The 21,300-nt window shown below is 58.8% G+C and carries 22 protein-coding genes and 1 other RNA gene; 11 read left to right on the top strand and 12 right to left on the bottom strand.

The annotated features are described in order from the left end of the window. Window positions 1-30 precede the first annotated feature (30 nt). Complete coding sequence (gene dgt / locus J4E00_RS08390; RefSeq protein ID WP_236049622.1) at window positions 31-1,413, top strand: dGTP triphosphohydrolase; 1,383 nt, start codon at window positions 31-33, stop codon at window positions 1,411-1,413. Between the two features lie 28 nt (window positions 1,414-1,441). Beyond that, the gene (locus J4E00_RS08385; RefSeq protein ID WP_208174689.1) at window positions 1,442-1,786 is read left to right on the top strand and encodes a hypothetical protein; all 345 of its coding nucleotides are present in this window, start codon (window positions 1,442-1,444) and stop codon (window positions 1,784-1,786) included. On the opposite strand, the gene J4E00_RS08380 is transcribed toward J4E00_RS08385, so the two are convergent. From J4E00_RS08380 to J4E00_RS08340, 9 genes are all read right to left on the bottom strand, one after another. After that, entirely contained in the window at window positions 1,776-2,483 is a 708-nt protein-coding gene (locus J4E00_RS08380; RefSeq protein WP_208174688.1) for a type 1 glutamine amidotransferase, read from the bottom strand. The genes J4E00_RS08385 and J4E00_RS08380 overlap by 11 nt on opposite strands. Further along, window positions 2,444-2,638, bottom strand: coding sequence for a hypothetical protein (locus J4E00_RS08375; protein WP_208174687.1), 195 nt, complete (start codon window positions 2,636-2,638; stop codon window positions 2,444-2,446). The genes J4E00_RS08380 and J4E00_RS08375 overlap by 40 nt, the downstream gene beginning before the upstream one ends. 30 nt (window positions 2,639-2,668) lie before the next feature. Further along, window positions 2,669-4,204, bottom strand: a complete 1,536-nt coding sequence (guaA, locus tag J4E00_RS08370; protein WP_208174686.1) for a glutamine-hydrolyzing GMP synthase — start codon at window positions 4,202-4,204, stop codon at window positions 2,669-2,671. 172 nt (window positions 4,205-4,376) lie between these two features. Then, window positions 4,377-5,759 carry a YHYH protein gene (locus J4E00_RS08365; protein WP_208174685.1) on the bottom strand — a complete coding sequence of 461 codons (1,383 nt, stop codon included), beginning with the start codon at window positions 5,757-5,759 and terminating at the stop codon, window positions 4,377-4,379. Window positions 5,760-5,813: 54 nt separating this feature from the next. Beyond that, on the bottom strand, window positions 5,814-6,851 hold the full coding sequence (locus tag J4E00_RS08360; protein WP_208174684.1) for a cytochrome-c peroxidase: 1,038 nt from the start codon (window positions 6,849-6,851) through the stop codon (window positions 5,814-5,816). After that, window positions 6,838-7,587: an MbnP family protein gene (locus J4E00_RS08355; protein ID WP_208174683.1), complete on the bottom strand. Its 750-nt coding sequence runs from the start codon at window positions 7,585-7,587 to the stop codon at window positions 6,838-6,840. The genes J4E00_RS08360 and J4E00_RS08355 overlap by 14 nt, the downstream gene beginning before the upstream one ends. 94 nt (window positions 7,588-7,681) lie before the next feature. Next, window positions 7,682-8,227: a periplasmic heavy metal sensor gene (locus J4E00_RS08350; protein WP_208174682.1), complete on the bottom strand. Its 546-nt coding sequence runs from the start codon at window positions 8,225-8,227 to the stop codon at window positions 7,682-7,684. A gap of 22 nt (window positions 8,228-8,249) precedes the next feature. Then, window positions 8,250-8,561 carry a hypothetical protein gene (locus tag J4E00_RS08345; protein ID WP_208174681.1) on the bottom strand — a complete coding sequence of 104 codons (312 nt, stop codon included), beginning with the start codon at window positions 8,559-8,561 and terminating at the stop codon, window positions 8,250-8,252. 41 nt (window positions 8,562-8,602) lie between these two features. Continuing rightward, window positions 8,603-9,196 carry an RNA polymerase sigma factor gene (locus J4E00_RS08340; RefSeq protein WP_317196602.1) on the bottom strand — a complete coding sequence of 198 codons (594 nt, stop codon included), beginning with the start codon at window positions 9,194-9,196 and terminating at the stop codon, window positions 8,603-8,605. Window positions 9,197-9,391: 195 nt separating this feature from the next. Between J4E00_RS08340 and ffs the strand changes: the two genes are divergently transcribed. The 8 genes from ffs to J4E00_RS08300 all read left to right on the top strand — a co-directional run bounded on the left by ffs (window position 9,392) and on the right by J4E00_RS08300 (window position 15,653). Beyond that, window positions 9,392-9,489, top strand: an RNA gene (gene ffs, locus J4E00_RS08335) — signal recognition particle sRNA small type. Window positions 9,490-9,666: 177 nt separating this feature from the next. Then, complete coding sequence (gene fsa, locus J4E00_RS08330; RefSeq protein ID WP_208174679.1) at window positions 9,667-10,323, top strand: fructose-6-phosphate aldolase; 657 nt, start codon at window positions 9,667-9,669, stop codon at window positions 10,321-10,323. Between the two features lie 86 nt (window positions 10,324-10,409). After that, window positions 10,410-10,613 carry a fructose-6-phosphate aldolase gene (locus J4E00_RS08325; RefSeq protein WP_208174678.1) on the top strand — a complete coding sequence of 68 codons (204 nt, stop codon included), beginning with the start codon at window positions 10,410-10,412 and terminating at the stop codon, window positions 10,611-10,613. Between the two features lie 4 nt (window positions 10,614-10,617). Then, entirely contained in the window at window positions 10,618-11,298 is a 681-nt protein-coding gene (locus J4E00_RS08320) for a cell division ATP-binding protein FtsE (protein ID WP_208174677.1), read from the top strand. A gap of 79 nt (window positions 11,299-11,377) precedes the next feature. Beyond that, complete coding sequence (locus J4E00_RS08315) at window positions 11,378-12,271, top strand: glycosyltransferase family 2 protein (protein WP_208174676.1); 894 nt, start codon at window positions 11,378-11,380, stop codon at window positions 12,269-12,271. Window positions 12,272-12,315: 44 nt separating this feature from the next. Continuing rightward, complete coding sequence (locus tag J4E00_RS08310) at window positions 12,316-13,467, top strand: DegT/DnrJ/EryC1/StrS family aminotransferase (RefSeq protein ID WP_236049619.1); 1,152 nt, start codon at window positions 12,316-12,318, stop codon at window positions 13,465-13,467. A gap of 71 nt (window positions 13,468-13,538) precedes the next feature. Further along, complete coding sequence (locus J4E00_RS08305; protein ID WP_208174675.1) at window positions 13,539-14,567, top strand: Gfo/Idh/MocA family protein; 1,029 nt, start codon at window positions 13,539-13,541, stop codon at window positions 14,565-14,567. Between the two features lie 30 nt (window positions 14,568-14,597). Continuing rightward, a complete protein-coding gene (locus J4E00_RS08300) occupies window positions 14,598-15,653 on the top strand; it encodes a hypothetical protein (RefSeq protein ID WP_208174674.1) in 1,056 nt (351 codons plus the stop codon). A gap of 117 nt (window positions 15,654-15,770) precedes the next feature. On the opposite strand, the gene J4E00_RS08295 is transcribed toward J4E00_RS08300, so the two are convergent. Next, a complete protein-coding gene (locus tag J4E00_RS08295) occupies window positions 15,771-16,457 on the bottom strand; it encodes a hypothetical protein (protein WP_208174673.1) in 687 nt (228 codons plus the stop codon). Between the two features lie 515 nt (window positions 16,458-16,972). Between J4E00_RS08295 and J4E00_RS08290 the strand changes: the two genes are divergently transcribed. Beyond that, window positions 16,973-18,454, top strand: a complete 1,482-nt coding sequence (locus tag J4E00_RS08290) for a hypothetical protein (protein ID WP_208174672.1) — start codon at window positions 16,973-16,975, stop codon at window positions 18,452-18,454. 346 nt (window positions 18,455-18,800) lie between these two features. Here the strand turns inward: J4E00_RS08290 and J4E00_RS08285 are convergent, their stop codons facing one another. Together J4E00_RS08285 and J4E00_RS08280 are read right to left on the bottom strand one after the other, a co-directional pair. Beyond that, entirely contained in the window at window positions 18,801-19,868 is a 1,068-nt protein-coding gene (locus J4E00_RS08285; RefSeq protein WP_208174671.1) for an alpha/beta fold hydrolase, read from the bottom strand. 204 nt (window positions 19,869-20,072) lie between these two features. After that, a complete protein-coding gene (locus J4E00_RS08280) occupies window positions 20,073-21,017 on the bottom strand; it encodes a DUF3078 domain-containing protein (protein WP_208174670.1) in 945 nt (314 codons plus the stop codon). Window positions 21,018-21,300 lie beyond the last annotated feature (283 nt).

The raw sequence follows: 21,300 nt of genomic DNA, 5'->3' as shown, positions 1-21,300 counted from the left end.
AGCAGAAGCGCCCCATTCTTCGCTCGCTCTATGTCCGAATTCATTATGTCCTGGCCCCGCCTGCTCTCGCAGCGCCGCTTCCCCGACCAGCAGTTGTTCGCCACCAGTGCCGCGCCCGTACGCGGGGCCTTCGTGCAGGACTACGACCGGGTGGTGTTCAGCTCCGCCTTCCGCCGCCTGCAGCGCAAAACCCAGGTAATGCCCCTGCCCGAAACCGATTTTGTGCACACCCGCCTCACCCACTCGCTCGAAACCGCCGTGGTGGGCCGTTCCCTGGGCCGCCTTGCTGCCCGCCACCTCATGGAGGCCGATGCGAAATTAGCTGTTCAACTGCCCAACCTCGACCAGGACTGCGGCGACATCGTATCGGCCGCCTGCCTGGCCCACGACATCGGCAACCCACCCTTCGGCCACTCCGGCGAAGACGCCATCAGCAGCTATTTCCTCAGCGCCGCTGCGGCCCCGCACTTGGCGCAACTCACCGACGCCGAAGTGGCCGATTTGCAGCATTTTGAAGGCAATGCGGCCGGTTTTCGCATCCTCACGCATACTTACGCAGCCCACAGCTCCGGCACTGCCGGCCTGGGCCTCACCTACGCCACGCTGGGCGCTTTCACCAAGTATCCGCGCCCCAGCCTAGTAGCTGATGCGGCCAAAGTCGGCGGTGCGTCCGAGAAGAAATACGGCCATTTTCAGACTGAAGCCGCCCGCTTCCAACACGTAGCCGCCGAGTTGGGTCTGCTGCCCAAAGACGCCACTACTGGCTTCTACCACCGTCACCCACTGGCTTTCCTGGTCGAAGCCGCCGACGACCTCTGCTACCGCATCATCGACTTCGAGGACGGCCTCAAGCTCGGCCTCATCGCGCCTGAAACCGGCCTGCCCCTGCTCAAAAAGATGCTCAACGACCCAGCCGGCCGTGTGGGCAGCGTGCAGTGGCACGACTGGCGCGAGGAGTTGGGCTACATCCGCGCCCGCCTCATCGGCAAGCTAGTGGCCGAGCTTGCCAGCCTGTTTGCCCAACACGCCCCCACCATTCTAAGCGGCCACTACGACCAGTCCCTTATCAAAGAGCTCAGTTGCTGGACCGATTTGCAGGAAGTGCAGCGCATCAGTATCAACCAACTCTACCGCAGCCGCCCGGTGCTGGAAATTGAGGCGGCTGGCTTCGACGTCCTGGGCGGCCTGCTCGATGCCTTCTTATGCGCCATCTTCGACGCCAGCCAGGGCCACCGCAGCCGTAAATTACTGCTTCTTCTCCCCGAACAGTTCCGCGCCGAAGGCCACCAGGCCCACGTTTCAGCTTATGAAAAGATTTTGCTGCTCACCGATTTCGTGGCCGGCATGACCGACCAGAACGCGCTGAGCTTGTATAAGACGATTAAAGGGATTGAGCTGCCGAAAGGGTTTTAATAATGTCCGTTTCTCTCAGCCCAGTGTTATGACAGACGTTGAAAACTTAAAGCAAACGTCGCTGCACGACATGAGTGTTAACTCGCTTAACATCGATTTTGAGCATCGCGAGCTAACAATTCTCCTTGCGGTTTACAACGAAGTCTCGCAGAGCTACGACGAGTTGAAGCTTGAATTTCAAGGCATCGACAACCTCAATCTAAATCCGATGAGTCTAACGGCTGATGGGTTCAATGCCCTTGAAATCTATACGCATACTGTTACACAAACAATTGAAGAACTGGCCATTGAATTTCAATTACTCACTGGTCGCGACCAGTCTGGGGCAATATGGTCTTTCTCTTTTGAGCGGGTACGCCTTGTCACAAATTAGCTGCTTCAGCGTGCTCTCCCTCATGCAGCGCCACCAGATTCTCTAGCAGTGCCTCCAGCAGCTTGCGCCCCTTCCAAACTGATTTCATCTTAGTCCGAATCTGCTCCGCCGTCTGCACGAATTCCGCTTCCTCGGCATGCTCGTGCCCTTCCAGCTCCATCAGTTTCTCCACCATCGGCACGGTCATTTCGGGGTGAAACTGCAGACCAATCACGCCATCGCCCCACACGAAGCCCTGCGTGGCCGTGGCCGCCGACATGCCCACGCGCATCGCGCCCGGCGGTACCGTGAACGTATCCAGATGCCAGTGTAGCACGGCTGCTTTCTCCGGCCATCCGCGCAGCAGCGGATGCTCCAAGGACTTCGCCGAAAACCGCACCGTCCAGAAACCAATTTCCGGCGCATGATTTGGCCGCACCTCCCCGCCCAGCGCTTCGGCCACCAGCTGCGCCCCCAGGCAAATAGCCAACGTAATCTTGCCCACCTTTAAAGCTTCGCGGATGAAAGCCTTTTCCTTGCGCAGCCAGGACACGTTTTCCTCGTCGTGCACGCTCATCGGCCCACCCAGAATCAGCAGCCCGTCAAAATCGGACAGCGCCGGGAATGCTGAGTGCGGCTCAAACAGCTTCGTGAACGTGAGCGCGTGGCCGTGCGCCATTAGCCAGTCTGCAGCGTGGCCAGGCCCTTCGTCAGGCATGTGTTGGAGGCAATGGAAGCGCATTTTTGCTGGTTATCTGGCTGTTTTGACAGAAGAAAGAAGAACGTCATGCTGAGCGCCGCCAGCAGCACCTCTACCACGTAAGTAATTTGATTTACTGCTGTAGTAGAGGTGCTGCTGGCGGCGCTCAGCATGACGTTCCGTTTTTCCGGGCTACCTATCGGTTACTCCCACTCAATCGTCGCCGGCGGCTTGCTCGAAATATCATATACCACGCGGTTGATGCCGCGCACTTGGTTGATAATCTTGTTGCTCACCTCGGCCAGAAACTCGTAGGGCAAGTGCGCCCAGTCGGCGGTCATGCCATCTACGCTAGTCACGGCGCGCAGGGCTACTACCCGCTCATAGGTACGCTCGTCGCCCATCACACCCACGCTTTGGATGGGTAGCAGCATGGCGCCCGCCTGCCACACATGCTCGTAGAGATTGTGCTCCTTCAGCAGGTTGATGAACACGCCGTCGGCCCGTTGGAGCAGGTCCACTTTCTCGGGGGTAATGTCGCCGAGGATGCGGATGCCCAGACCGGGTCCGGGGAAGGGGTGGCGGTTGAGAATCTCGCCGGGCAGGCCCAGGGCCGCGCCCACTTCCCGCACCTCGTCTTTGAAGAGCATGCGCAGCGGCTCCACAATTTTGAGGTTCATCTTCTCCGGCAGGCCGCCCACGTTGTGATGGCTCTTGATGGTCACCGATGAGCCGTGCACCGAAACCGACTCAATCACATCCGGGTAAATCGTGCCTTGGGCCAGCCAGCGGGCTCCCTGCACCTTCTGCGCCTCCCGGTCAAACACCTCGATAAAGGTGCGGCCAATGGCCTTGCGCTTAGCCTCGGGGTCCGTGAGGCCCGATAGGGCAGCGTAGAACTCGGGCGCGGCGTTCACGCCAGTCACGTTCAGGCCGAGGCCTTCGTAAGCCTTGAGCACGGTGGCAAACTCGTCCTGCCGCAGCAGGCCGTTGTCCACGAAAATACCGTGCAGGCGCGGGCCAATGGCACGGTGCAGCAACAGGGCCGCCACGCTGCTATCCACGCCGCCGGAGAGGCCCAGAATTACCTGGTCATCAGGACCAATGGTGTTTTGCAGCGCCGTCACGGCCGAATCCACGAAGTGGTCGGGCGTCCAGGTTTGCGCACACTGGCAGATGTTCACCACGAAGTTGCGCAGCAATTGCTTGCCTTCGGTGGAGTGCGTTACTTCGGGATGAAACTGGATGCCGTAGGTGTCCTGACCATCGATTTTGAAGGCGGCCACTGCTACTTCCGGCGTGCTGGCAATGATGTCGTAGCCCGTAGGCAGGGTTTTGATGGTGTCACCGTGCGACATCCACACCTGCGAGCCGGTGTGCATATCCGCCAGCAGCGCCGAGCCGTCGTTCAACGAGGCCAGCCGGGCGCGGCCGTACTCGCGGATGGTGGCAGGTAGCACCTCGCCTCCACCCTGCTGGGCCAGCAGTTGCGCACCATAGCACACGCCCAGCACCGGCACTTGGCCCAGAATGTGGCTCAGGTCAGGATTGGGGGCATCCGCATCGCGCACTGAGCAGGGCGAGCCGGAAAGAACAACGCCCCGAATATCGTCGCTGATGACGAGGTTCGAGGCGTGCGTATAAGGGTGAATTTCGCAGAACACGTGCAATTCGCGAATGCGCCGGGCTATCAATTGCGTGTATTGCGAGCCGAAATCGAGGATGATAAGTCGTTCCATATGGGGCACAAAGGTAGCTGAAAACGGCCGTAGCTTTTGAGTGATTTTATGAAATCCGGGACGTGAAACTTTAGAACTGAGAATACTTATCAGGGCAACAGAGCACTTTCCGCAGTCCTAAAGTTTCACGTCCCGGGCCAAAAAAATCACGCTATCAGCTGCTTAAGCTGAGCTATTCAATTACTACCCGCACAGCGCTGCCGCTATTCACGCGCACCAGGTACACGCCGGCGTGCAGGGCCTGCGTATCGAAATAGCACATCGTAGAACCGGGAAAAAGCAGTTGCCGTTCTATCACGCGGCCGGAGAGGTCGAGCAGTTCAACCGGCTGAACTACGGCCGAGCTCAACGTCATTTGCACCACCAGCACTTCGTGCGTGGGGCTGGGGTACACCGTTACCCGGGCAGCGGCACTGGCCGGGTTGGTGGCCGATACCACGGGGCTGTAGGTCGTCACCGGCTCGTTGATGACTACGTTAGTAGGGGGCTGGCCCAGGCCCATGTTTGGAAAGTTACTGACCTCAACCACACCATAGTACGTTGTGCCCAGCACGTAGGGAAACACAGAATTGCCATCGCGGTCGATGGTAGCGAAGTAAGCATAGGTACCCTGCGGGTACTCAGGCGTCACACAAAAGCGGCCGTTGTGGTCGTCGAGGTTGCCCAGACCGGCCACCTGCTCATAGTCCTCAAAGTAGCTTCCTAAGGCCTGAGCAGCCAGCGTGGGGCCTACCTGGCTGGCTGCACTGCCATTGGGTAGTGTAGTGCGGGCCGTGATATTGCGCTTGCGGAAGCTGGGCACCATGCGCTTGATGGCGCTTACGGCCAGCGGGTTGGTATAGCCGTAACCACCATAAATGGGGTAGCCATCAAATGCAAAGCCAATAAGCGGCGCGTGCCGGGTGCTATCGGGCACGTACAGGCCATCGGCCAGGTAAATGTTGCATACCGTGGACAGCGGCACGGTAGCGATATTGAAAGCCGAAGGGTTTTGATGATGATGGTAGTTGCCGCCCACCGGCGTCACGCCCGGCCCGGGTGTCGTCAGAAACACCGGTGCCGGGTGCCCTTTGGAACAGTCAAAGCCTCCACGCTCAAACACAACGGCGTTTTGACGCCACACGCCCTGGTTTTGGTAGCTCATGCCATCGGCGTAGTTATAAATAGGCACCCCATTGATGAGCACGCCGATATTGCCTCCGGTCACGGCCCGGGCAACACCGGTATTGGGCCGGGGCGTCAGGGGAAGTTTGAAGAGATTTTGTCGGTTGGTGGCCAATGACGGGTTATTGTCCAGATACGGCCCGATGACATAGGCCGGAATCCCTGAGCAGTTGACATAAACAGCCGTAGCCGAGTAGCGGACCCGCTGCACATTGGCATGTGCCGTGTCCTGAATGGGGGTAGCGTTGCCGCTCACATAGTGCCGGCCGCGCACATTGGTCGTATTCTGCAAAAACTTGGTAATAGCCGGATTGGTGGCCTGCCCTAGGGCGGTTTCGGCCAAGCATAGACGGGCCAGCAGGGCCAGCAGCGTAATAGATGCGTGTTTCATGGAGTTGGGGTTAATTCAAATAGGAAAAAGGGTTGGGTTGAGCAGTCGTATGAATTATTCGGACGGCGGGTACTGGTAAGCCGAGTTGGTTAGGAAGTCGCGGTCGGTGAGCGTGAGTAGGAAAGCCAGCACATCCTTTTGCTCGTCGCCGTTCAGCACCAATGGTTTGCGCAGCTCGGCCGCCAGCGTGGGGCCGGTATGAATGCCCGTGGTGTAGTGCCGCAGCACGTCGCGCAGGCGTTGAAAGCGCCCATCGTGCATGTAGGGACTGGTCAGCTCGATGTTGCGCAGTGTAGGCACCCGAAATTGGTAGCAGTCAGCAGCACGGCCGGTAATTGTGGCACGGCCCTGGTCGTTATAAATGGAATCGGGCAGCAAGCCGTTGTTGGCGAAGCCATTATTAGTGAACAGCGGCTCGCGGTGGCAGCTGGCGCAATTGGCCCGAAACAGCCGCAGACCATTCAATTCCAAATCACTAAACTCCCCACCGGGCTCGTGGCGCACGTATTTATCGTACCTGGAATTGGCTGACTCCAGCGAAACCGTGAACTGCGCCAGCGCCTTCAGCAGCCGGGGCGTCGTCACCACCGAATCCGCAAAAGCCCGGTAGAACCGACCCCGATACGCCCCTGAGGCATTAAGCCGCACCAATAATGGGGGCAGGGCCATATCCATCTCGGCGGGGTGAGTCAGGGGATTAAGCGGCTGCATTTCGAGGTGGTTCACGCCCCCGTCCCACTGAAAAGAGGTGGCCCAGGCCAGGTTGAAAAGACCCGGCGCGTTGCGCGTGCCCAACCGTCCGGCCATTCCGTGGCTCACGCGGTGGTCGGCGTGGGTGAAAGCCATCGCCGGGGAATGGCACGAAGCGCAGGAAATGGAGCTGTCGCGTGAGAGGGCCGGCTCGTAAAATAACCGTCGACCCAGCTCGCGGCCCGCCGCCGTCCCTGGGTTGTCCTGAAAGCGATATACAGGTGCCGGCCAGCCCAACGGCTGCACAAACGCACCAGACTCTGAGGCCAGGTTATAAGCACAAACACCGGCCCAGGCACTCAGTAGCAGTGCCCAGCGCAAGAGCTGCTTAGCGGCCGGCATGAACAGGCGGCTCGTACAGGTAAAACATGCGGCTGCAGGCATCGGCCACGGTCATTGCTGCCGCATTGGGTATCTGCACGTCAGCAAGTTGGGCAATGGGTAGCGCATCGAGCCAGCGCGCCACATCAGCCCGAAGCACCAGCCTGCCACCGGTGGCAATGGAAGCTGGCACGGCCAGGGTCATGGTTCGGCGCGTGTTGAATGGAGCCCGAAAGCCACCTATGTGGTAAGCAAATTCATGATGTGGAGTAGCTAGCTGTGGGGCACTGCCTTCCAGCTTAGCATTTACGTAGCCGCTGTGCCAGGCCCAGTACATGCCGCGGGCAGGGTCAAGGTCGCCCCCAAGGGCTCCGGCTACATTAGCTGCACTATCTACGCCTACGCTAAAAGTGAGGTAGCGCAACTTACCAGCCGGGGCGCCGGGCAGCGCTACCGTCAGTGAGGCCATGGCCTCCGGGTCAGTATCGATGAGGTGGTGGCTGGCCGGCTCCGCGTAGGTGCGGCCGTCGGCGTAGCGAAGCACTACTGTAGTCAGGTAAAACCGCAGCCGACTGATGGCTAGCTTATTCAGTTTGCCGGTTTGGTAGGTAGGCGAGTTCAGCACCAAAGGTGCGGCACCAAACACTGGCTCTACCCGCAGCACCAGGCCTGACGGGCGCCCGGGCCCTTCGGATGTACTCATCAGCAGGCGGGCAGCTAGTAAAAAGAAATTGAAAATGTCTAAAAAAAGGACCATAACCAGCCGATGGAATGCGTTGAATGAGGAAACCATGCGGCCAGACCGCGCGAAAGTTGAAAAGAGCTCCTATTATGTTATGCCCGGAAGGCATTTATTGCGCCCTTCTATTACCCACCGGTGGCCTACTACCCTCCTCGGAAGCCTGGCCCTGGGCTGGCGGCCCGCGCCGGCCCCGACGGACCTGCTGCATCATGCGTGGTAGGGTTGGCGCTATCTGCTGCCAGCGCGGCTGCTGGGCCGGCGTCACGAGGCGACCTACCTGCACAAAGTGCACGTAGGTCAAGGAGTCGATGCTGCGTTCGAGTGCTGCAATCCGGTCGAGCAAGTGGGGCTGAGCGGCCGTATCGGCAGCGGTTTGGGCCAGATTAGAGAATAGCTCTTCCCGCCGTGCCATGAGGGCTGGTAGCAGATGCTGCATCCGGGCCTGGTGCTGCTGGCGCAGGGCTTTATACTGCTCCTGCTGCCGGGGCGTGAGGTCCAGCTCATGCACCACGTAAGCCGCTACGGAGCTCACGCCGGGCCGGGCCGAACGAGTAGGGCCAGAACGGCTTAACCACAACAACACCAGTAGACACACATTCAATAGGGCCAACGCCAGCACGAGCAGCGAAAGAATACGGGTTTTAGTAAGAGCCATGGTTGGAGCCGGCGATGGGTGGTCAGTTGACGTCCGTCAGGGTCGGGTAAGCATATTCGGCGGCAATTGGCGAAGGGTCCTTACCGCGTCCAAAATCGTCGTGGTGGGCAAACGTGACCAGATTGGCCAGCACCAGGACGGCCACCACCGCCACCCGCGTCAATATCCAGCCGAGCCCCGGGGCCTCAGCTAGCGCAGCCGTCTGCCGGGCCGCCAGCCGATGGCCTACCAGCTGGTGTAGCCACGGCGAAGGCACGGGACGCGCAGTTCCTTCCAGGCTCTGGAGCGTTTGCTCCACCCATGCATGCTCGGAAATTGGTTTGTTGCTCATCATTGTCTTGATTGCTTAGATATCATCGATGGGGAAACCCTGCGCTAGTCCGACATATTTTCCCGGTAATAAGCACCCAGCCGTTGCCGCAGGCTGGCTTTGGCCCTAAATAGCAGCGACTCCACCGCTCCTACTGATAAGCTCAGGGCTTCGGCAATCTCACTGTGAGGTAAACCTTCGAGGTGAAAAAGCGTGAAAGCAGCCTGCTGCCGCTCAGGCAGCTGCGCCACTGCCTGCAACAGAATACTAGCTTGCTCCCGCCGCTCGGCCAGCACTCCTGGGTGCTCAAAGTCGGGCAGGTCGTGGGTTGGCACATTGCTATCGACTCCAAACAAGCTGGTAAAGAAGGCAAACCGCTTCTGTCGCTTGCGGTAGCGCTGCCATTCCAGGCACTTGTTCACGGCAATGCGGTAAACCCAGGTGCTCAGTTTCGCATCCCCCCGAAAGGCCGTCAACTGCCCGTATACTTCCACAAACACTTCTTGGGTCACGTCCTCGGCATCAGCTCGTTGCGGGAGCATCCCCAGGCAGGTGTTGAGCACGCGTGCGCCGTAGCGGGCCACCACCTCTTCAAACGCACCCGTTTGCTGCACCCGCAATGCGACCACCAAATCCTCATCAGAAAGCAACGCCGGCACACGCATACAGGGAAGTTATGCTCTTTGATGCCGTTGCGGTAGAAACCCTGCGCGGGTAGACTGCCTTTTTCGCTCTGGGGCATAGTGCGCCAGCAGTCAAGCAGTTGCCGGCACTAGCTCGGCAAGCCCCCGCAGTTTTCCACGCAAAATGTGCCTGCTGTTGCAGAAATGCAGAAAGTCCGGCTTACCTTTGCATCGGCAAGTCAGAACGACCAGCTCCTGCTGAATTCCCCCAGGACCGGAAGGTAGCAAGGGTAGGTGGTTGTAGCGGTGCGATTTTGGCTTGCTTTTTTTTGTCTTTTCCCGTCGGCCCCGGCGCTACTCAATTCCGCATATTGGCGGATGAATGAGTAGCTTTGGGGCCGATTCTTTTTTCATTAGCTGTTAGCTGATAGCTGTTAGCCATTAGCTTTTCAGGTGCTCAGTTAAAGCGCTAACAGCTAATAGTCAACAGCTAATAGCTACATTAAATGAAATTCTTCATCGACACCGCCAACCTCGACGACATCCGCGAAGCCGTGGAGCTGGGCGTCCTCGACGGCGTAACCACCAACCCTTCGCTGATGGCCAAAGAAGGCATCCGCGGCATCGACAACGTGATGGCGCACTACCGCCAAATCTGCGAATTGGTGGACGGTGATGTATCGGCCGAAGTAATTGCGACTGACTACGACGGCATTATTCGCGAAGGCGAGGAACTGGCCGAGTTGCACCCCAACATCGTGGTGAAAGTGCCCATGATTAGGGACGGCATCAAAGCCATCAAGTATTTCTCCGACAAGGGCATCAAAACCAATTGCACCCTGATTTTCACCGCTGGCCAGGCCCTGCTGGCTGCCAAGGCGGGCGCCACTTACGTCTCACCTTTCGTCGGTCGCTTGGACGATATCGGCCACGATGGCTTGCAGCTGATTGAGCAGATTGTGCAGATTTTCAGTAATTATGGCTACCCCACCGAAGTGCTGGCTGCTTCGGTGCGTCACGTGCCTCACCTTATTCAGTGCGCTGAAATTGGTGCCGACGTGGTGACGTGCCCGCTCAACGTCATCACCGGCCTGCTCAACCACCCGCTTACGGATAAGGGCCTGGCCACTTTCCTTGCCGACCACAAACGCGTTAATTCGTAACGCCTAATTAGGAATGAAGAATGGGGAATTAAGAATTTGACGTTCTGTAATTCCTCATTCTTCATTCTTCATTCCTAATTGCCACTATGTATATCATCAAAGTAAAAGGCAAGGCCAAAATTCCGGATTACATCCAGTTGCGGGACGAGGCGTTCGTGCTCATTGCGTATTTCCGGGCCGACCGGCCGCTGAAGGACCTGCACCGCTACGGGCTCGAAGGCAAGGAAACCGAGTTGGCCGCGGTGATTTCGGGGCTGGAATTCGGGAAACTGCGGCCCCTGAGTTTGTAATTGTATGACCGAAAATGTGATTGAGCTGCACGATGCGACCATAATGCAGGAGCAGCAGGCGGTGTTGCAAGGCGTAACTTTTGCGCTGGAGAAAGGAGCTTTTTGCTACCTCGTGGGCCGCACCGGCTCAGGCAAGTCGTCGCTGCTGAAGACCCTGTATGCCGACCTGCCGCTGCAAAGCGGGCTGGGCACTGTGGCCGGCTATTCGCTGCCCAAGCTGCCCGCCAGCAAGGTGCCCTACCTGCGCCGCAAGCTGGGCATTGTGTTTCAGGACTTCCAGTTGCTTTCTGACCGTACGGTGGCTGAAAACCTGATGTTTGTGCTCAACGCTACGGGCTGGAAAGGCAAATCTCAGAAGCAGCAGCGCATTTCGGACGTGCTGGTGCGCGTGGGCCTGAGCGGTGCCGCCAACCGCATGCCGCACCGCCTCTCGGGTGGCGAGCAGCAGCGCGTGGTTATTGCCCGCGCCATGCTAAACGAGCCCGTTTTGCTGCTCGCCGACGAACCCACCGGCAACCTCGACCCAGATGTTTCGGCCAACATCATGCAGCTATTCGGCGAGATAAATAATGCGGGCACTGCTATTCTGATGGCGACGCACAACTTTCAGCTCATTGAGCAATATCCTCACCGCGTGCTGACATGCAAAGACGGCGAATTGCTGGATTCGGCGCGCGTGCGGTAAAGTCAGACGCAAGCCGAATTGAAAATTCGGGATACTCGAACCGGACGCACTAAAGGACTCAGGCTGTTTACCGATTGAAATGATGCCAGGGCTATCGATTTTGATTCCGGTTTTTAATTGGAATGTGTGCGAATTGGTAGAGTCTCTGCTTGCGCAGCGTAGCGACTGGCCCGGCCCTTTTGAAATAATCCTGTTAGACGACGGCTCATCCGAAGACTTTCGGGTGCTGAACCGACTGCTGGCCACCCACGCTGAAATACAGTATCGGGAATTGCCCTGCAACGTGGGCCGCGCCGCCATTCGCAACCAGCTGGCGGCGGCGGCGCAGCACGAGTGGCTGCTGCTGCTCGATAACGACAGCCTGCTTCCGGATACCCGGCTGCTAGCCCGCTACGCGGCGGCACACGGCCGGGCTGCCGTGCTCATCGGCGGCACCTGCTACGATAAAATCCCGCCCGCCGACCCGGCGCTGTATCTGCGCTGGCTGTATGGGCAGGGGCGGGAAGCGCGGCCGGCTCCTGTGCGGCAGGAGTCGCCTTATGGGCAGCTCACAATTAATAATGCGCTGATTCGGGCCGATATTTTTCGGCAGCTGCCGCTGGATGAGCGCCTGACTGGCTACGGCCACGAGGATACCAAATTTGGCGTGGAGCTGGCAGCGGCGCACGTCCAGGTGCTGCATCTAGACAATCCGGTGCTGCACGCCGGGCTGGAACCGGCCGACGTTTTCCTGCAGAAAAGCGAGCAGGCCGTACGTAACCTAGTGCAGGTGTACCAGCAGGATGGCCTCGGCACTGACTCGCGCCTGCTGCAAACGGCCCTACGACTGCGGCAACTGAAACTGGCCGGGCTAGCCGCGGCTGGGCTGGCTGCCGCTGCGCCGGGGTTGCGCCGGCAGTTGCTATCGGCTACCCCGTACCTGCGCGCCCTCGATTTGCTGAAGCTGCACTGGCTATTGCGGGAACTGGCTTGAGTTTGCCCAGTATCTTTGGCCAGCCCCTTTTTCACCGCTCCGCTTTGATTCTTCCTGCCCCCTCCTCTCCTATTCGGCTGCTTGATTTGGCGGCCGAACACGCGGCCCTGCAACCAGCTTTGAATGATGCCATGCGGGAGGTACTGGATTCGGCGGCCTTTATTCAGGGGCCGGCCGTGGGACAGTTCGCGGCGGAGCTGGGCGAGTACCTGGGTGGCGCCCACGTCATCCCCTGCGCCAACGGCACCGACGCCCTCACGCTGGCCTTGATGAACCTGAATCTACCGACCGGGGCGGAGGTCATCACACCCGCTTTCACCTACGTGGCTACGCTGGAAGCTGCGGCGTTACTGGGCCTGCGCCCGGTGCTGGTGGATGTACTTCCTGATACCTTCAATGTTGACCCAGCGGCAGTTGAAGCGGCAATTACGCCCCGCACAGGAGCCATCGTGGCGGTGCACTTGTTTGGGCAATGTGCCGATTTGGAGACGCTACGGAGCATTTCCACTCGCCATGGGATGGCCCTGATAGAGGACAACGCCCAAGCTCTTGGAGCTACGTTCCGGTTTGGCGATGGCGAAACGGCCTTCGCTGGCGCAGTTGGTGCGGTAGGTACCACGTCCTTTTTTCCCTCCAAAAACCTGGGCGGCCTCGGCGATGGCGGGGCCCTTCTAACCCGCGATGCCGAGCGCGCTGCCCTGCTCCACCAGCTCGCCAACCACGGCCAAAGCCAGAAATACTACCACCAATGTATCGGCCTCAACTCTCGGCTCGATACCTTGCAAGCTGCCCTGCTACGGGTGAAACTGCGGCAGCTACCGCACAACACCGCCGCCCGCCAAGCCGTAGCCGCCCGCTACGATGCCGCCTTGGCTGCCGTGCCCGGCATCGCCATCCCGGCACGAGATGCGCGCAGCAGCCATGTTTTTCACCAATACACCATTCAGGTGGAAGACGGGAGCCGTCGCGATGCGCTGCAATTGTTCCTGCAGAAATGCGGAGTACCGACCATGATTTATTACCCGCTACCGGTTCATGCGCAGCCGGCATACGCCTACCTAGGATATCAAGCAGGAAAATTTCCGGTGGCAGAACGGCTGTGCGGCGCGGTGCTGTCATTGCCGATACATCCGCTGCTGACGGCGGAGCAGCAGGAGTATGTGATAGTGCGCATAAGCGAGTTTTTCGGACAATAATTATTTCGCCCAGAGTTTAAGAAGCGAAAAGAGCGTTTCGATTCTTAAACTCTGGGCGATGATTTCCTAACATGCAAGTTTCTACACTGACTTCTGTCCGTTTCGCCATCTGTGGCGTGGGCCACATTGGCCGCCGCCACGCCGCGCTGGTTTCCCGCCACACTGGCGCCGCGCTAACGGCGCTGATTGACGTGCGCGCCGACTTGCAGCCCAGCCTCGCGGCGGAGTTTCCCGGCGTGCCGTTCTTTGCTTCGCTCGAAGAATACCTGCAAACTGGTCCTGCGGCTGATGTCCTTACAGTGGCTACGCCCAACGGCCTGCACGCCCCGCAGGCAGTGGCCGGCCTGCGTCACGGCTTGCATGTCGTCATCGAAAAGCCCATTGCGCTGCACAAGGCCGATGCCGAAACCATTGTGCACACGGCCCTGCAAACGGGCCGACTGGTGTTTGGGGTGATGCAGAACCGCTATTCGCCCCCGGCGGCCTGGCTGAAGCAGGTGTACGACGAGGGCCGCCTGGGCCAGGTGTTTCTGGTGCAGCTGAATTGCTTCTGGAACCGGGATGCGCGCTACTACAGGCCCGGCGGCTGGAAGGGCACCCAGGCGCTGGACGGCGGCACGCTCTTCACCCAGTTCAGCCATTTCGTCGATTTGCTGTACTGGGTGTTTGGCGACATCGCCAATATTTCGGCCCGGTTTCGGGACTTCACTCACGAAGGGCTGACCGAGTTCGAAGACAGCGGCCTCGTCACCTTCGACCTTGTGCGCGGCGGCAGCGGCACGCTCAGCTACAGCACCGCCGTGTGGGACCGCAACCTCGAAAGTTCCCTCACCGTGGTGGCCGAGCGCGGCAGCCTGCGCATTGCCGGCCAGTACATGGACAAGGTAGAATATTGCCACCTGGAAGGCTACCAGATGCCCGCGCTGCCCCCCACCAGCCCCGCCAACGACTACGGCCCTTTCCAGGGCTCAGCCGCCAACCACGTGCAGGTCATCGAAAACGTGGTGGACACCGTGCAGCGCCGCAGCTTTGCCACCACCAATGCGTTGGAGGGCTTAAAAGTGGTGGAGATAATTGAGCGGATTTACGCGCTGCGGTAAATTATTGAATACCATTCCCACCCCTTCCCGATGAGTTTTAATCTATTTAAACGAAAAGCCAGCAACATGATTAAGCCTTCTACCAGAGTATTTAGAGTTCAAACGATTGAAGGGGTTGCTATACCAGCAATTATTCATAATGGAAGCTATTTCTTAGTCGACATCGATGTGTATGAGAATGGTAGGGTTTCATGCTGGAATTTTGAAGACTTTGAGTACTTCAAGAAAGATGTAAACAAGGGATGGGTGTCACTTAGCATTCCCGATGGTGAGTCAATATCCATCCACGGGCTGGGAAGCTGGGAAATTCAGCATGGGGATTGGCTGTTCAATAAAAACAGTTTTATCGAATATGTCCAGGAAATAATTCGAGAGCTTAATCCCAAGCTGGAAAACATATACCATTATAGCCAAAAGGTCATTAATGGCACTAGAATAGGTGAAAGTGGAAATGGCACCGTTTATAAAGAGCTGAAACGTTATCCTAATGACCCATTTCCTGAAAAAGTAAATGGAGATAGTATTAATCTGTTTCAGAAAAAAGATAACTCCTATTACCTAATAAGGGTCAGCGCATTTGCAGATAGCTCAATACTGATTTCGAGAGTAGAAGCGCCCTATTATTTAGGCTTGGCTGATTTTGAAGAGCTAATTGAGCGCGGAGAAATTGTATCAGAAATTCCTACTAATTCAGCAGTATACATTCATGGCCTTGGTAGTTTCATCGCAACCGAAGCTTCGTTCAGTATAGCTATCGAGAATAAGCTACTTGAAATCAAAGATTTCATTAGGGAATTAAATGGCCAGCCTTCAGCCATTAATATGTGCAGGCAAGACTATGAAAATTATTTAGCCAACCCAACTATTGCCAATGTCCAGCGGCTAAAAACCAGCTATGAGCATGTCCCTGACCATCTGAGAATGTACGTTGGCGACATGGACACCAAAGACGTAGCCGTAAGAATGATTATTTACGGAGGGCAGGAAATAGAAAATTGGTCACATTATCAGGTTGCCAAATCACTGGGTGAGGAACTGCCAACAATTGCCGTTCCCAAGCCAAACAACGAGGCGGATAACGATTAGTGGCCTATTGGTGTGGTGCTGAATCCTGCTGCTGCCGCATTTCCACCGACGTAGCTCCACCAAAAAAGCGCCGGAATCCCCAGGGGTTCCGGCGCTTTTTGTGACAAGCGCGCACGCCTACGGCAGCGTTTCGGGGGGCGTGCCCGATTCTGCGGCGGGGTTAATGACGTAGTCGTCGTACTTGCTCACGTCGGTTTGCTTGAAGAGGCCCTGGCCGATGCCGCAGAGGGCAGCCAACTCGTCGTAGAGGGCATTGAGGGCAATTTGGCGGGCCTGGGTGGTGGCGCTGCGGCCTGAAATGGCCTGGCGCTGAGCCTTGAGGGCCAGCAGGTATTTTTCGGTTTCGGTTTCCAGGGCCTGGAGCTGGGCCAAGGTGAGGCCCTGCACAACGTATTCGTCGGCGCGGGCATTGGCCCAGTCGAGCAGGTGGCCCATGTTCACGTAGAACTCGCCCTCGCTGTCGTCGTAAAGGCTGGCGCTGCCGAAGGCTTTGTAGGCCAGGCTGCGGTTGTCGTGCACGATGGCCACCTGGCTCATGAGCGTGGCCATGCCGCTTTCCACCACGCCGCGCTGGGTGGCAACAGCCTCGGTGAGGGCTTGCTTGGCGTAGTCGAGCTGCTCGTCGCTGGGCAGGTTAGCGGCGGCATCGGCCTGCTTGCGCAGGGCCTCTACGCGGGCCGGCTTGATGCCGCGTGTTTCGAAAGCCCCAGCGTCGCGGTCCATGAAATCGGCCTTGAGGTGGCAAAGCAGGATGAGGTCGCCCTGCGACATGGAGTAATTGGCTTTGACCTGAATCTGTTTCATCGATTGTGGTAGATAAAGATGCCGCTGGGCACGGCTGCCGAAGCCCGACCATCGAGCCCCGCAGCAAGCTGCACAATAATTACCATATTTACCTTATTTATCAAGCAAAAGCAAGCCAATTCCCACGCCCAATAAGCCCGTAGGTACTGCTTGGGCTCCCGTACGGAGCACCTCGGCAACCGTAGCCGCCGCTCCCGCTCCCGTAGTGCCCGCCATTGCATCCGTACACCCGTCCCGGGCCCTCGTAGCCTCGTCTACAGTTCCCGTACACTCATCCCGAGCTCCCGTACACTCATAAACAGCATTTTTTCAAATTACCGTTGCACTAATCATGCTTACCGGGCATATTGCCCAGCCACTTTGGCTATGCGATGCCGTGCCCGCCGCCGGGGCGTGGCCGGGCCAGGCACTACCTGTCTGGTTGCTTGGATGGCGGTTCAAATCGGGGTGGGGGTGTACTTTTAGCCGATGGTTTTTACCCCGCCTTGCATCAATTCCTTTGGCTACTAATGAGCATGACGCGCAAAGAGTGGCTGTTTTTTGGTTTGGCCTGCTGCATCAAGCTGGGCTTGGCTTTCCTGATTCATCCCAGCTATTCGGGTGGCAGCGCGGCAGGTGGGGTTTTCGCCGTGCGCGGCGGCGATACCTTTTCCTACCTCGACCCGGTCGAAAACCTCTTCCGGCACGGCATTTACGCGCAGGACCTGTCCCGGCTCGAAACCTATGCCGGGCGCATGCCGGGCTACGGCGTGGTATACGGGGCGTTGCGGCTGGTATGGGGCCCCGGCGGGGCGGCCGATGGCGTGGTCCTGCTGCAGCTTGTGCTGAGCTTGTGGGCCCTGTACTGCCTGGGGCGGCTGGCCCAGCAAGCCACGCAGCGCTCGGCGGCGTTTCAGTGGACGGTACTGCTTTATGCGGCCAATACCTTCACCACGGTGTTCGACATCCGGCTGCTCAGCGAAAGCTTCGCCATCAGTGCTTTAATCATTGGGGTGCATGCGTTTTGCCAGGGGCAGCGGCCCGCGCCCGCGGGCGCCGTGCTCCGCATCGGCTGCTGGCTGGCCTGGATGGTTTTTCTGCGTCCGTTTCTGGCTCCCCTGCTGGGGCTGCTGGCCGGCTGGTATGTCTTGCGCCCGCTGGTGGAGGCGGGCGGCCGCGGGCCCGGGCTGCGGCAGGGCCTGCTGCGGGGGGCTCTGCTCCTGTTGCCTTTTCTGGTGGCCGATGGGGCGTGGGTGGCCCGCAACTGGCCCTGGTACCACCACCTGGTACCCCTGCAAAGCAACACCTGGGCCGGCTACAAAACCGCGCCCGCCCTCAATGAGCTGAACGAGTTCATGGGCGCTATTGGGGAAGAGCATGCGTGGTGGCGGCCGGATACCGACATGGCCTGGTTCTACAAGCCCGCCACGGACTCCTCCCCCAATTTCCGGGGCGAAGCGGGCAAAATCGCGCCTCCAGCCTTTACCTACGACTCGTTGGTGCTGGTAAGGCGCTACCTCGGGGTGGCCCAGGACAGCACACTCCCCCCTGCCCCCCGGCAAGTGGCCGAGGCCAGGGCGCGACGGGCCCTGGTGGCCTACAAGCAGGCTTTTCAGCGCACACGGCCCATGCGAGCCTTTGTGCTCGTGCCCTTCAAGCTGGCTTATGGCTTGCTGTTTGCGCACCCCGGCGACTACCTCTTTCCGGCCCCATTCGCGCAGCTACCGCCCTGGCAAAAAGGCCTGAAAATCCTGGTTCATCTGTGGTACCTGGCGCTGGTTGCGCTAGGACTCGCAGGCACCCTGCTGTTGGGATGGCGCCCCAATTTTGCCGCCCTGATTGTAAAGATTGTTCCGCTTTACCTCATCGGCCTGTTCTGCCTAATCATCCATTTGGTGGATGCCCGCTACTTCGCCATTGCGTACCCCTTCGTCCTAATCAGCGCCGTTGATTTGCTGCTGACGGTGAAAGGAGCCATTGAAAATCGTCGCCGGGCCGTCCGGCTTAAGAGGGTATAGGATAAGTTAATCGTCAGGTTTGGATATTGTTCGCTTGGCCAGCCGACGCAACATCAAGTTGCTGAGACATACTTTAATCCACGCCTCACTATTTCGTGGATTGGTTTCGTAATCGGGGCCGGCCACGCGCCGGTACTTGCCCCGCCAGGCAAAGGTGCGCTCAATGACCCAGCAGCGGGCGGCCGTATCCGTTCGTGGCGACGTAGGGCTCCACCAGAACCCATTCCGCATCGATTAAATCTGTGGGATAAGCACGGCGTGACATGCGCCAGAGTATAAATAGCGCTTCTATTCTCCCACAACTTCTAAGATTTCACTCAACGCTTCCGCATCAGCGGTGGGGCCGTCACTGCAAAAAATCCACAATTTCGCGCAGCAGCTGGTCCCGACCTTTGTCGGCCCGGTCCAGAAATACGAAGTGCGTGGCCAGCGGCAAGCTCACCGTCCGGTGCCGGCCGCTGGGAGGCAGCGCCGCCGCCAAGGCCGCTAGGTCGGCAGGGCGCGACCAGAAATCCAGTTCCCCGCGCAGAGCCAGTACCGGCATGCGCAAGGCCTGCGCACGCCAGTAGGTAGCTCCCAGCGACTGATAAAAACTTTCTTCCCGCCAGCCACCGGGCACCCGCAAGGTGGGCGGGGTTCGGGTAGAGCTGCCCCGGTCAAGGGCCACGGCCGTTTCGGCGTAGGCACGCGCCACGGCAGGGTCGCGCCACTGGGCTTTGTCGGCCACCGGGATGAGCTGGTCCCACACCGCCGGGCTCATACCGGCCACGCCCGTCATCCGCCACGGTCCCAACGCCCGGTTGAAGTGGGTCGAGTCGGTGGGCCGCGCAAAGCCCGGCCGCAAGCGCCACGGCGCCCGCACTCCATACAATGCGTTCAGGCTGATGAAGTGGCTGACCCGGCGCGGGTGGTGACTGGCGTAATATCCGGCCCAATGCCCGCCGCTGGCCCAACCAAACAGCGCCACCTGTTGCACCCGCTCCCGCCGCCGCACGGCCTGTACCACTTGGGCAATGTCGTCGGCGGCTTCCCGGCAGCTCAGGTTCACGCACGTTGTGTCGGTGGCCCCCACGGGTGGGTCGGCCGAGCCGCCCCACCCGCGGATGTTCAGCACATACACCGTCAAGCCCCGCTCGGCCAAATCAGCAGCCAAAGAGCCGCCCGGCACGGCCAAGTCGAAAGAGGCTACCCCACCAGCCCCGCCGCCGTGCACCAGCAGCAGCACCCGCCGGCCCGCCACAGGCACACCTATCGTTACCCGCCGTACGGAAAGCTCGCCTGCCTGCCCCGCCACGATAAAATCCTCTCGCCGCACGTCCCGGCTCTTCAGCTGTTGCCCATAGCCGCGCCCGGCCAATAGCGCCAGCATTAGTAGTTCCCACAAGCATTTTTTCACGCTCGATGTCGTGTTCATTCGATTATTCAAACCAGTCAAACTGCTCAGGCACGTCATGGAATGGTAACGTCAGTGGGGATGGCACAGCGCAGGGGCCACCCAGCAGCCCCAAGTGGGCGCCAATATTTGTTGCATTGCTGGCAAAGTGAGCGCGCCAGAGCCTTGCATTGTAGTGTATGCCAGTGGCGGCGCTTACCCTTCAACCACAAGTTAGATTTTTTTTTACTTCTTCGCGTCCACAAAATTCTGCACCGAATAAGCCACCCCGATGGTGAGGCCCTGGGAAAACTGCACGGCATTGTCCTGGTCGTAGTCGTAGAGGGCGATGGCGGTAAGGCCCACGTTCACGTATTTGCCCACTTTGGCGGTGAGGCCCACGTCGAGGCGGTGGTCAATTTCCTGTGGGTTAACGTTTTTATAGTTAGCAAACAGCAGGTAGCGGGCCTTGAGGTTGACGTTGGGGCTGATGTTTTTATCGAGTTCGGCCAGGATTTGGGCGGCCAATACCTCGAAGCGGGTGCTGTGGCCGGGGTTCACGCCGTAGGGTGTATCGCCGAGGGCGGCCACGAAGCGGTCGGCGCGGTTCACCACCGTCAGGCGCGGTGCGAAGGGCGCGAGGCGCAGGTGGAAGTAGGGCGCGGGGCGGAACTCAAACCCATAGGCGGCCGTGACGAAGCCAGGGGCGAAGAAATCGGACGTGAGCTGGGCCCGGTCGAGGCCCGCCGCATCGGTGTCGTACTTGTAGCCAGGGGCAAACTGGGTGAGCAGGTTGAGGGAAAGAAACATGTCCCACTTGCTGCTGATGGCGCGGCCGTATTTGGTGTCGAGGTAGAGCCGGTCCTGGTTTTTGCGGTAGCCAAGGCCCTTGGTTTCGGAGAAGGCAAAGAGAAAATCGGCCTCGTTGTCGAAGCTGTGGGGGCCGAGCTTGCGGTTGGCGCGGGCATTGGCCAGGGCATTGAAGCCGATGGTGTTGACGCCCCCGCCGCGCCAGTTGCTGCTGAGCAGCGATTCGTTGAGGCCAAGGCCGGTTTTGAGGGACTTGCGCCAGAGCGGGTCGGGCGTGGGCGCGGTGGGCACTGGTTCCGGGATGACGGTAGGCGTGGTTTGGGCGCGGGCAGAAGCGGCCACTAGCAAGGCCACGAGGGCCGAAAGGACGAGTTGTTTCATCAGAAAAAAGTCTTGAAACCAACAAGGTCGTAAACTCGACGCTATTTCGATGACAGGAAGGCCGTTTCGGAGATTTCTTGTGGCGTGAGGAGCGGGTGCTGCCAGTCGCCGCTTCCCAGCTATTTCTTCGTGGCTATTACCTCCTTTTTCAGAAGCTGATTAGCTGTTTTTGAACGCATTTACGTACAATTAGCCCTCAAATACATTTATAAAAATGCTTATATTTAAGCTACTCATATACAAAGCAAAATATTAAGGTAATATTACGCTCGTCGCTCTTTTT

It is taken from the genome of Hymenobacter negativus (genome assembly GCF_017571495.1).
Taxonomy (GTDB): domain Bacteria; phylum Bacteroidota; class Bacteroidia; order Cytophagales; family Hymenobacteraceae; genus Hymenobacter; species Hymenobacter negativus.
This window is presented reverse-complemented; position numbering and strand designations above follow the sequence as displayed.

Bases quoted from the DNA above. Each gene is read 5' to 3' on its own strand.
- dgt (WP_236049622.1), top strand. From the start codon at position 31: ATGTCCGAATTCATTATGTCCTGGCCCCGCCTGCTCTCGCAGCGCCGC.
- J4E00_RS08385 (WP_208174689.1), top strand. From the start codon at position 1,442: ATGACAGACGTTGAAAACTTAAAGCAAACGTCGCTGCACGACATGAGT.
- J4E00_RS08380 (WP_208174688.1), bottom strand. From the start codon at position 2,483: ATGCCTGACGAAGGGCCTGGCCACGCTGCAGACTGGCTAATGGCGCAC.
- J4E00_RS08375 (WP_208174687.1), bottom strand. From the start codon at position 2,638: ATGCTGAGCGCCGCCAGCAGCACCTCTACTACAGCAGTAAATCAAATT.
- guaA (WP_208174686.1), bottom strand. From the start codon at position 4,204: ATGGAACGACTTATCATCCTCGATTTCGGCTCGCAATACACGCAATTG.
- J4E00_RS08365 (WP_208174685.1), bottom strand. From the start codon at position 5,759: ATGAAACACGCATCTATTACGCTGCTGGCCCTGCTGGCCCGTCTATGC.
- J4E00_RS08360 (WP_208174684.1), bottom strand. From the start codon at position 6,851: ATGCCGGCCGCTAAGCAGCTCTTGCGCTGGGCACTGCTACTGAGTGCC.
- J4E00_RS08355 (WP_208174683.1), bottom strand. From the start codon at position 7,587: ATGGTCCTTTTTTTAGACATTTTCAATTTCTTTTTACTAGCTGCCCGC.
- J4E00_RS08350 (WP_208174682.1), bottom strand. From the start codon at position 8,227: ATGGCTCTTACTAAAACCCGTATTCTTTCGCTGCTCGTGCTGGCGTTG.
- J4E00_RS08345 (WP_208174681.1), bottom strand. From the start codon at position 8,561: ATGATGAGCAACAAACCAATTTCCGAGCATGCATGGGTGGAGCAAACG.
- fsa (WP_208174679.1), top strand. From the start codon at position 9,667: ATGAAATTCTTCATCGACACCGCCAACCTCGACGACATCCGCGAAGCC.
- J4E00_RS08325 (WP_208174678.1), top strand. From the start codon at position 10,410: ATGTATATCATCAAAGTAAAAGGCAAGGCCAAAATTCCGGATTACATC.
- J4E00_RS08320 (WP_208174677.1), top strand. From the start codon at position 10,618: ATGACCGAAAATGTGATTGAGCTGCACGATGCGACCATAATGCAGGAG.
- J4E00_RS08315 (WP_208174676.1), top strand. From the start codon at position 11,378: ATGATGCCAGGGCTATCGATTTTGATTCCGGTTTTTAATTGGAATGTG.
- J4E00_RS08305 (WP_208174675.1), top strand. From the start codon at position 13,539: ATGCAAGTTTCTACACTGACTTCTGTCCGTTTCGCCATCTGTGGCGTG.
- J4E00_RS08300 (WP_208174674.1), top strand. From the start codon at position 14,598: ATGAGTTTTAATCTATTTAAACGAAAAGCCAGCAACATGATTAAGCCT.
- J4E00_RS08295 (WP_208174673.1), bottom strand. From the start codon at position 16,457: ATGAAACAGATTCAGGTCAAAGCCAATTACTCCATGTCGCAGGGCGAC.
- J4E00_RS08290 (WP_208174672.1), top strand. From the start codon at position 16,973: ATGACGCGCAAAGAGTGGCTGTTTTTTGGTTTGGCCTGCTGCATCAAG.
- J4E00_RS08285 (WP_208174671.1), bottom strand. From the start codon at position 19,868: ATGAACACGACATCGAGCGTGAAAAAATGCTTGTGGGAACTACTAATG.
- J4E00_RS08280 (WP_208174670.1), bottom strand. From the start codon at position 21,017: ATGAAACAACTCGTCCTTTCGGCCCTCGTGGCCTTGCTAGTGGCCGCT.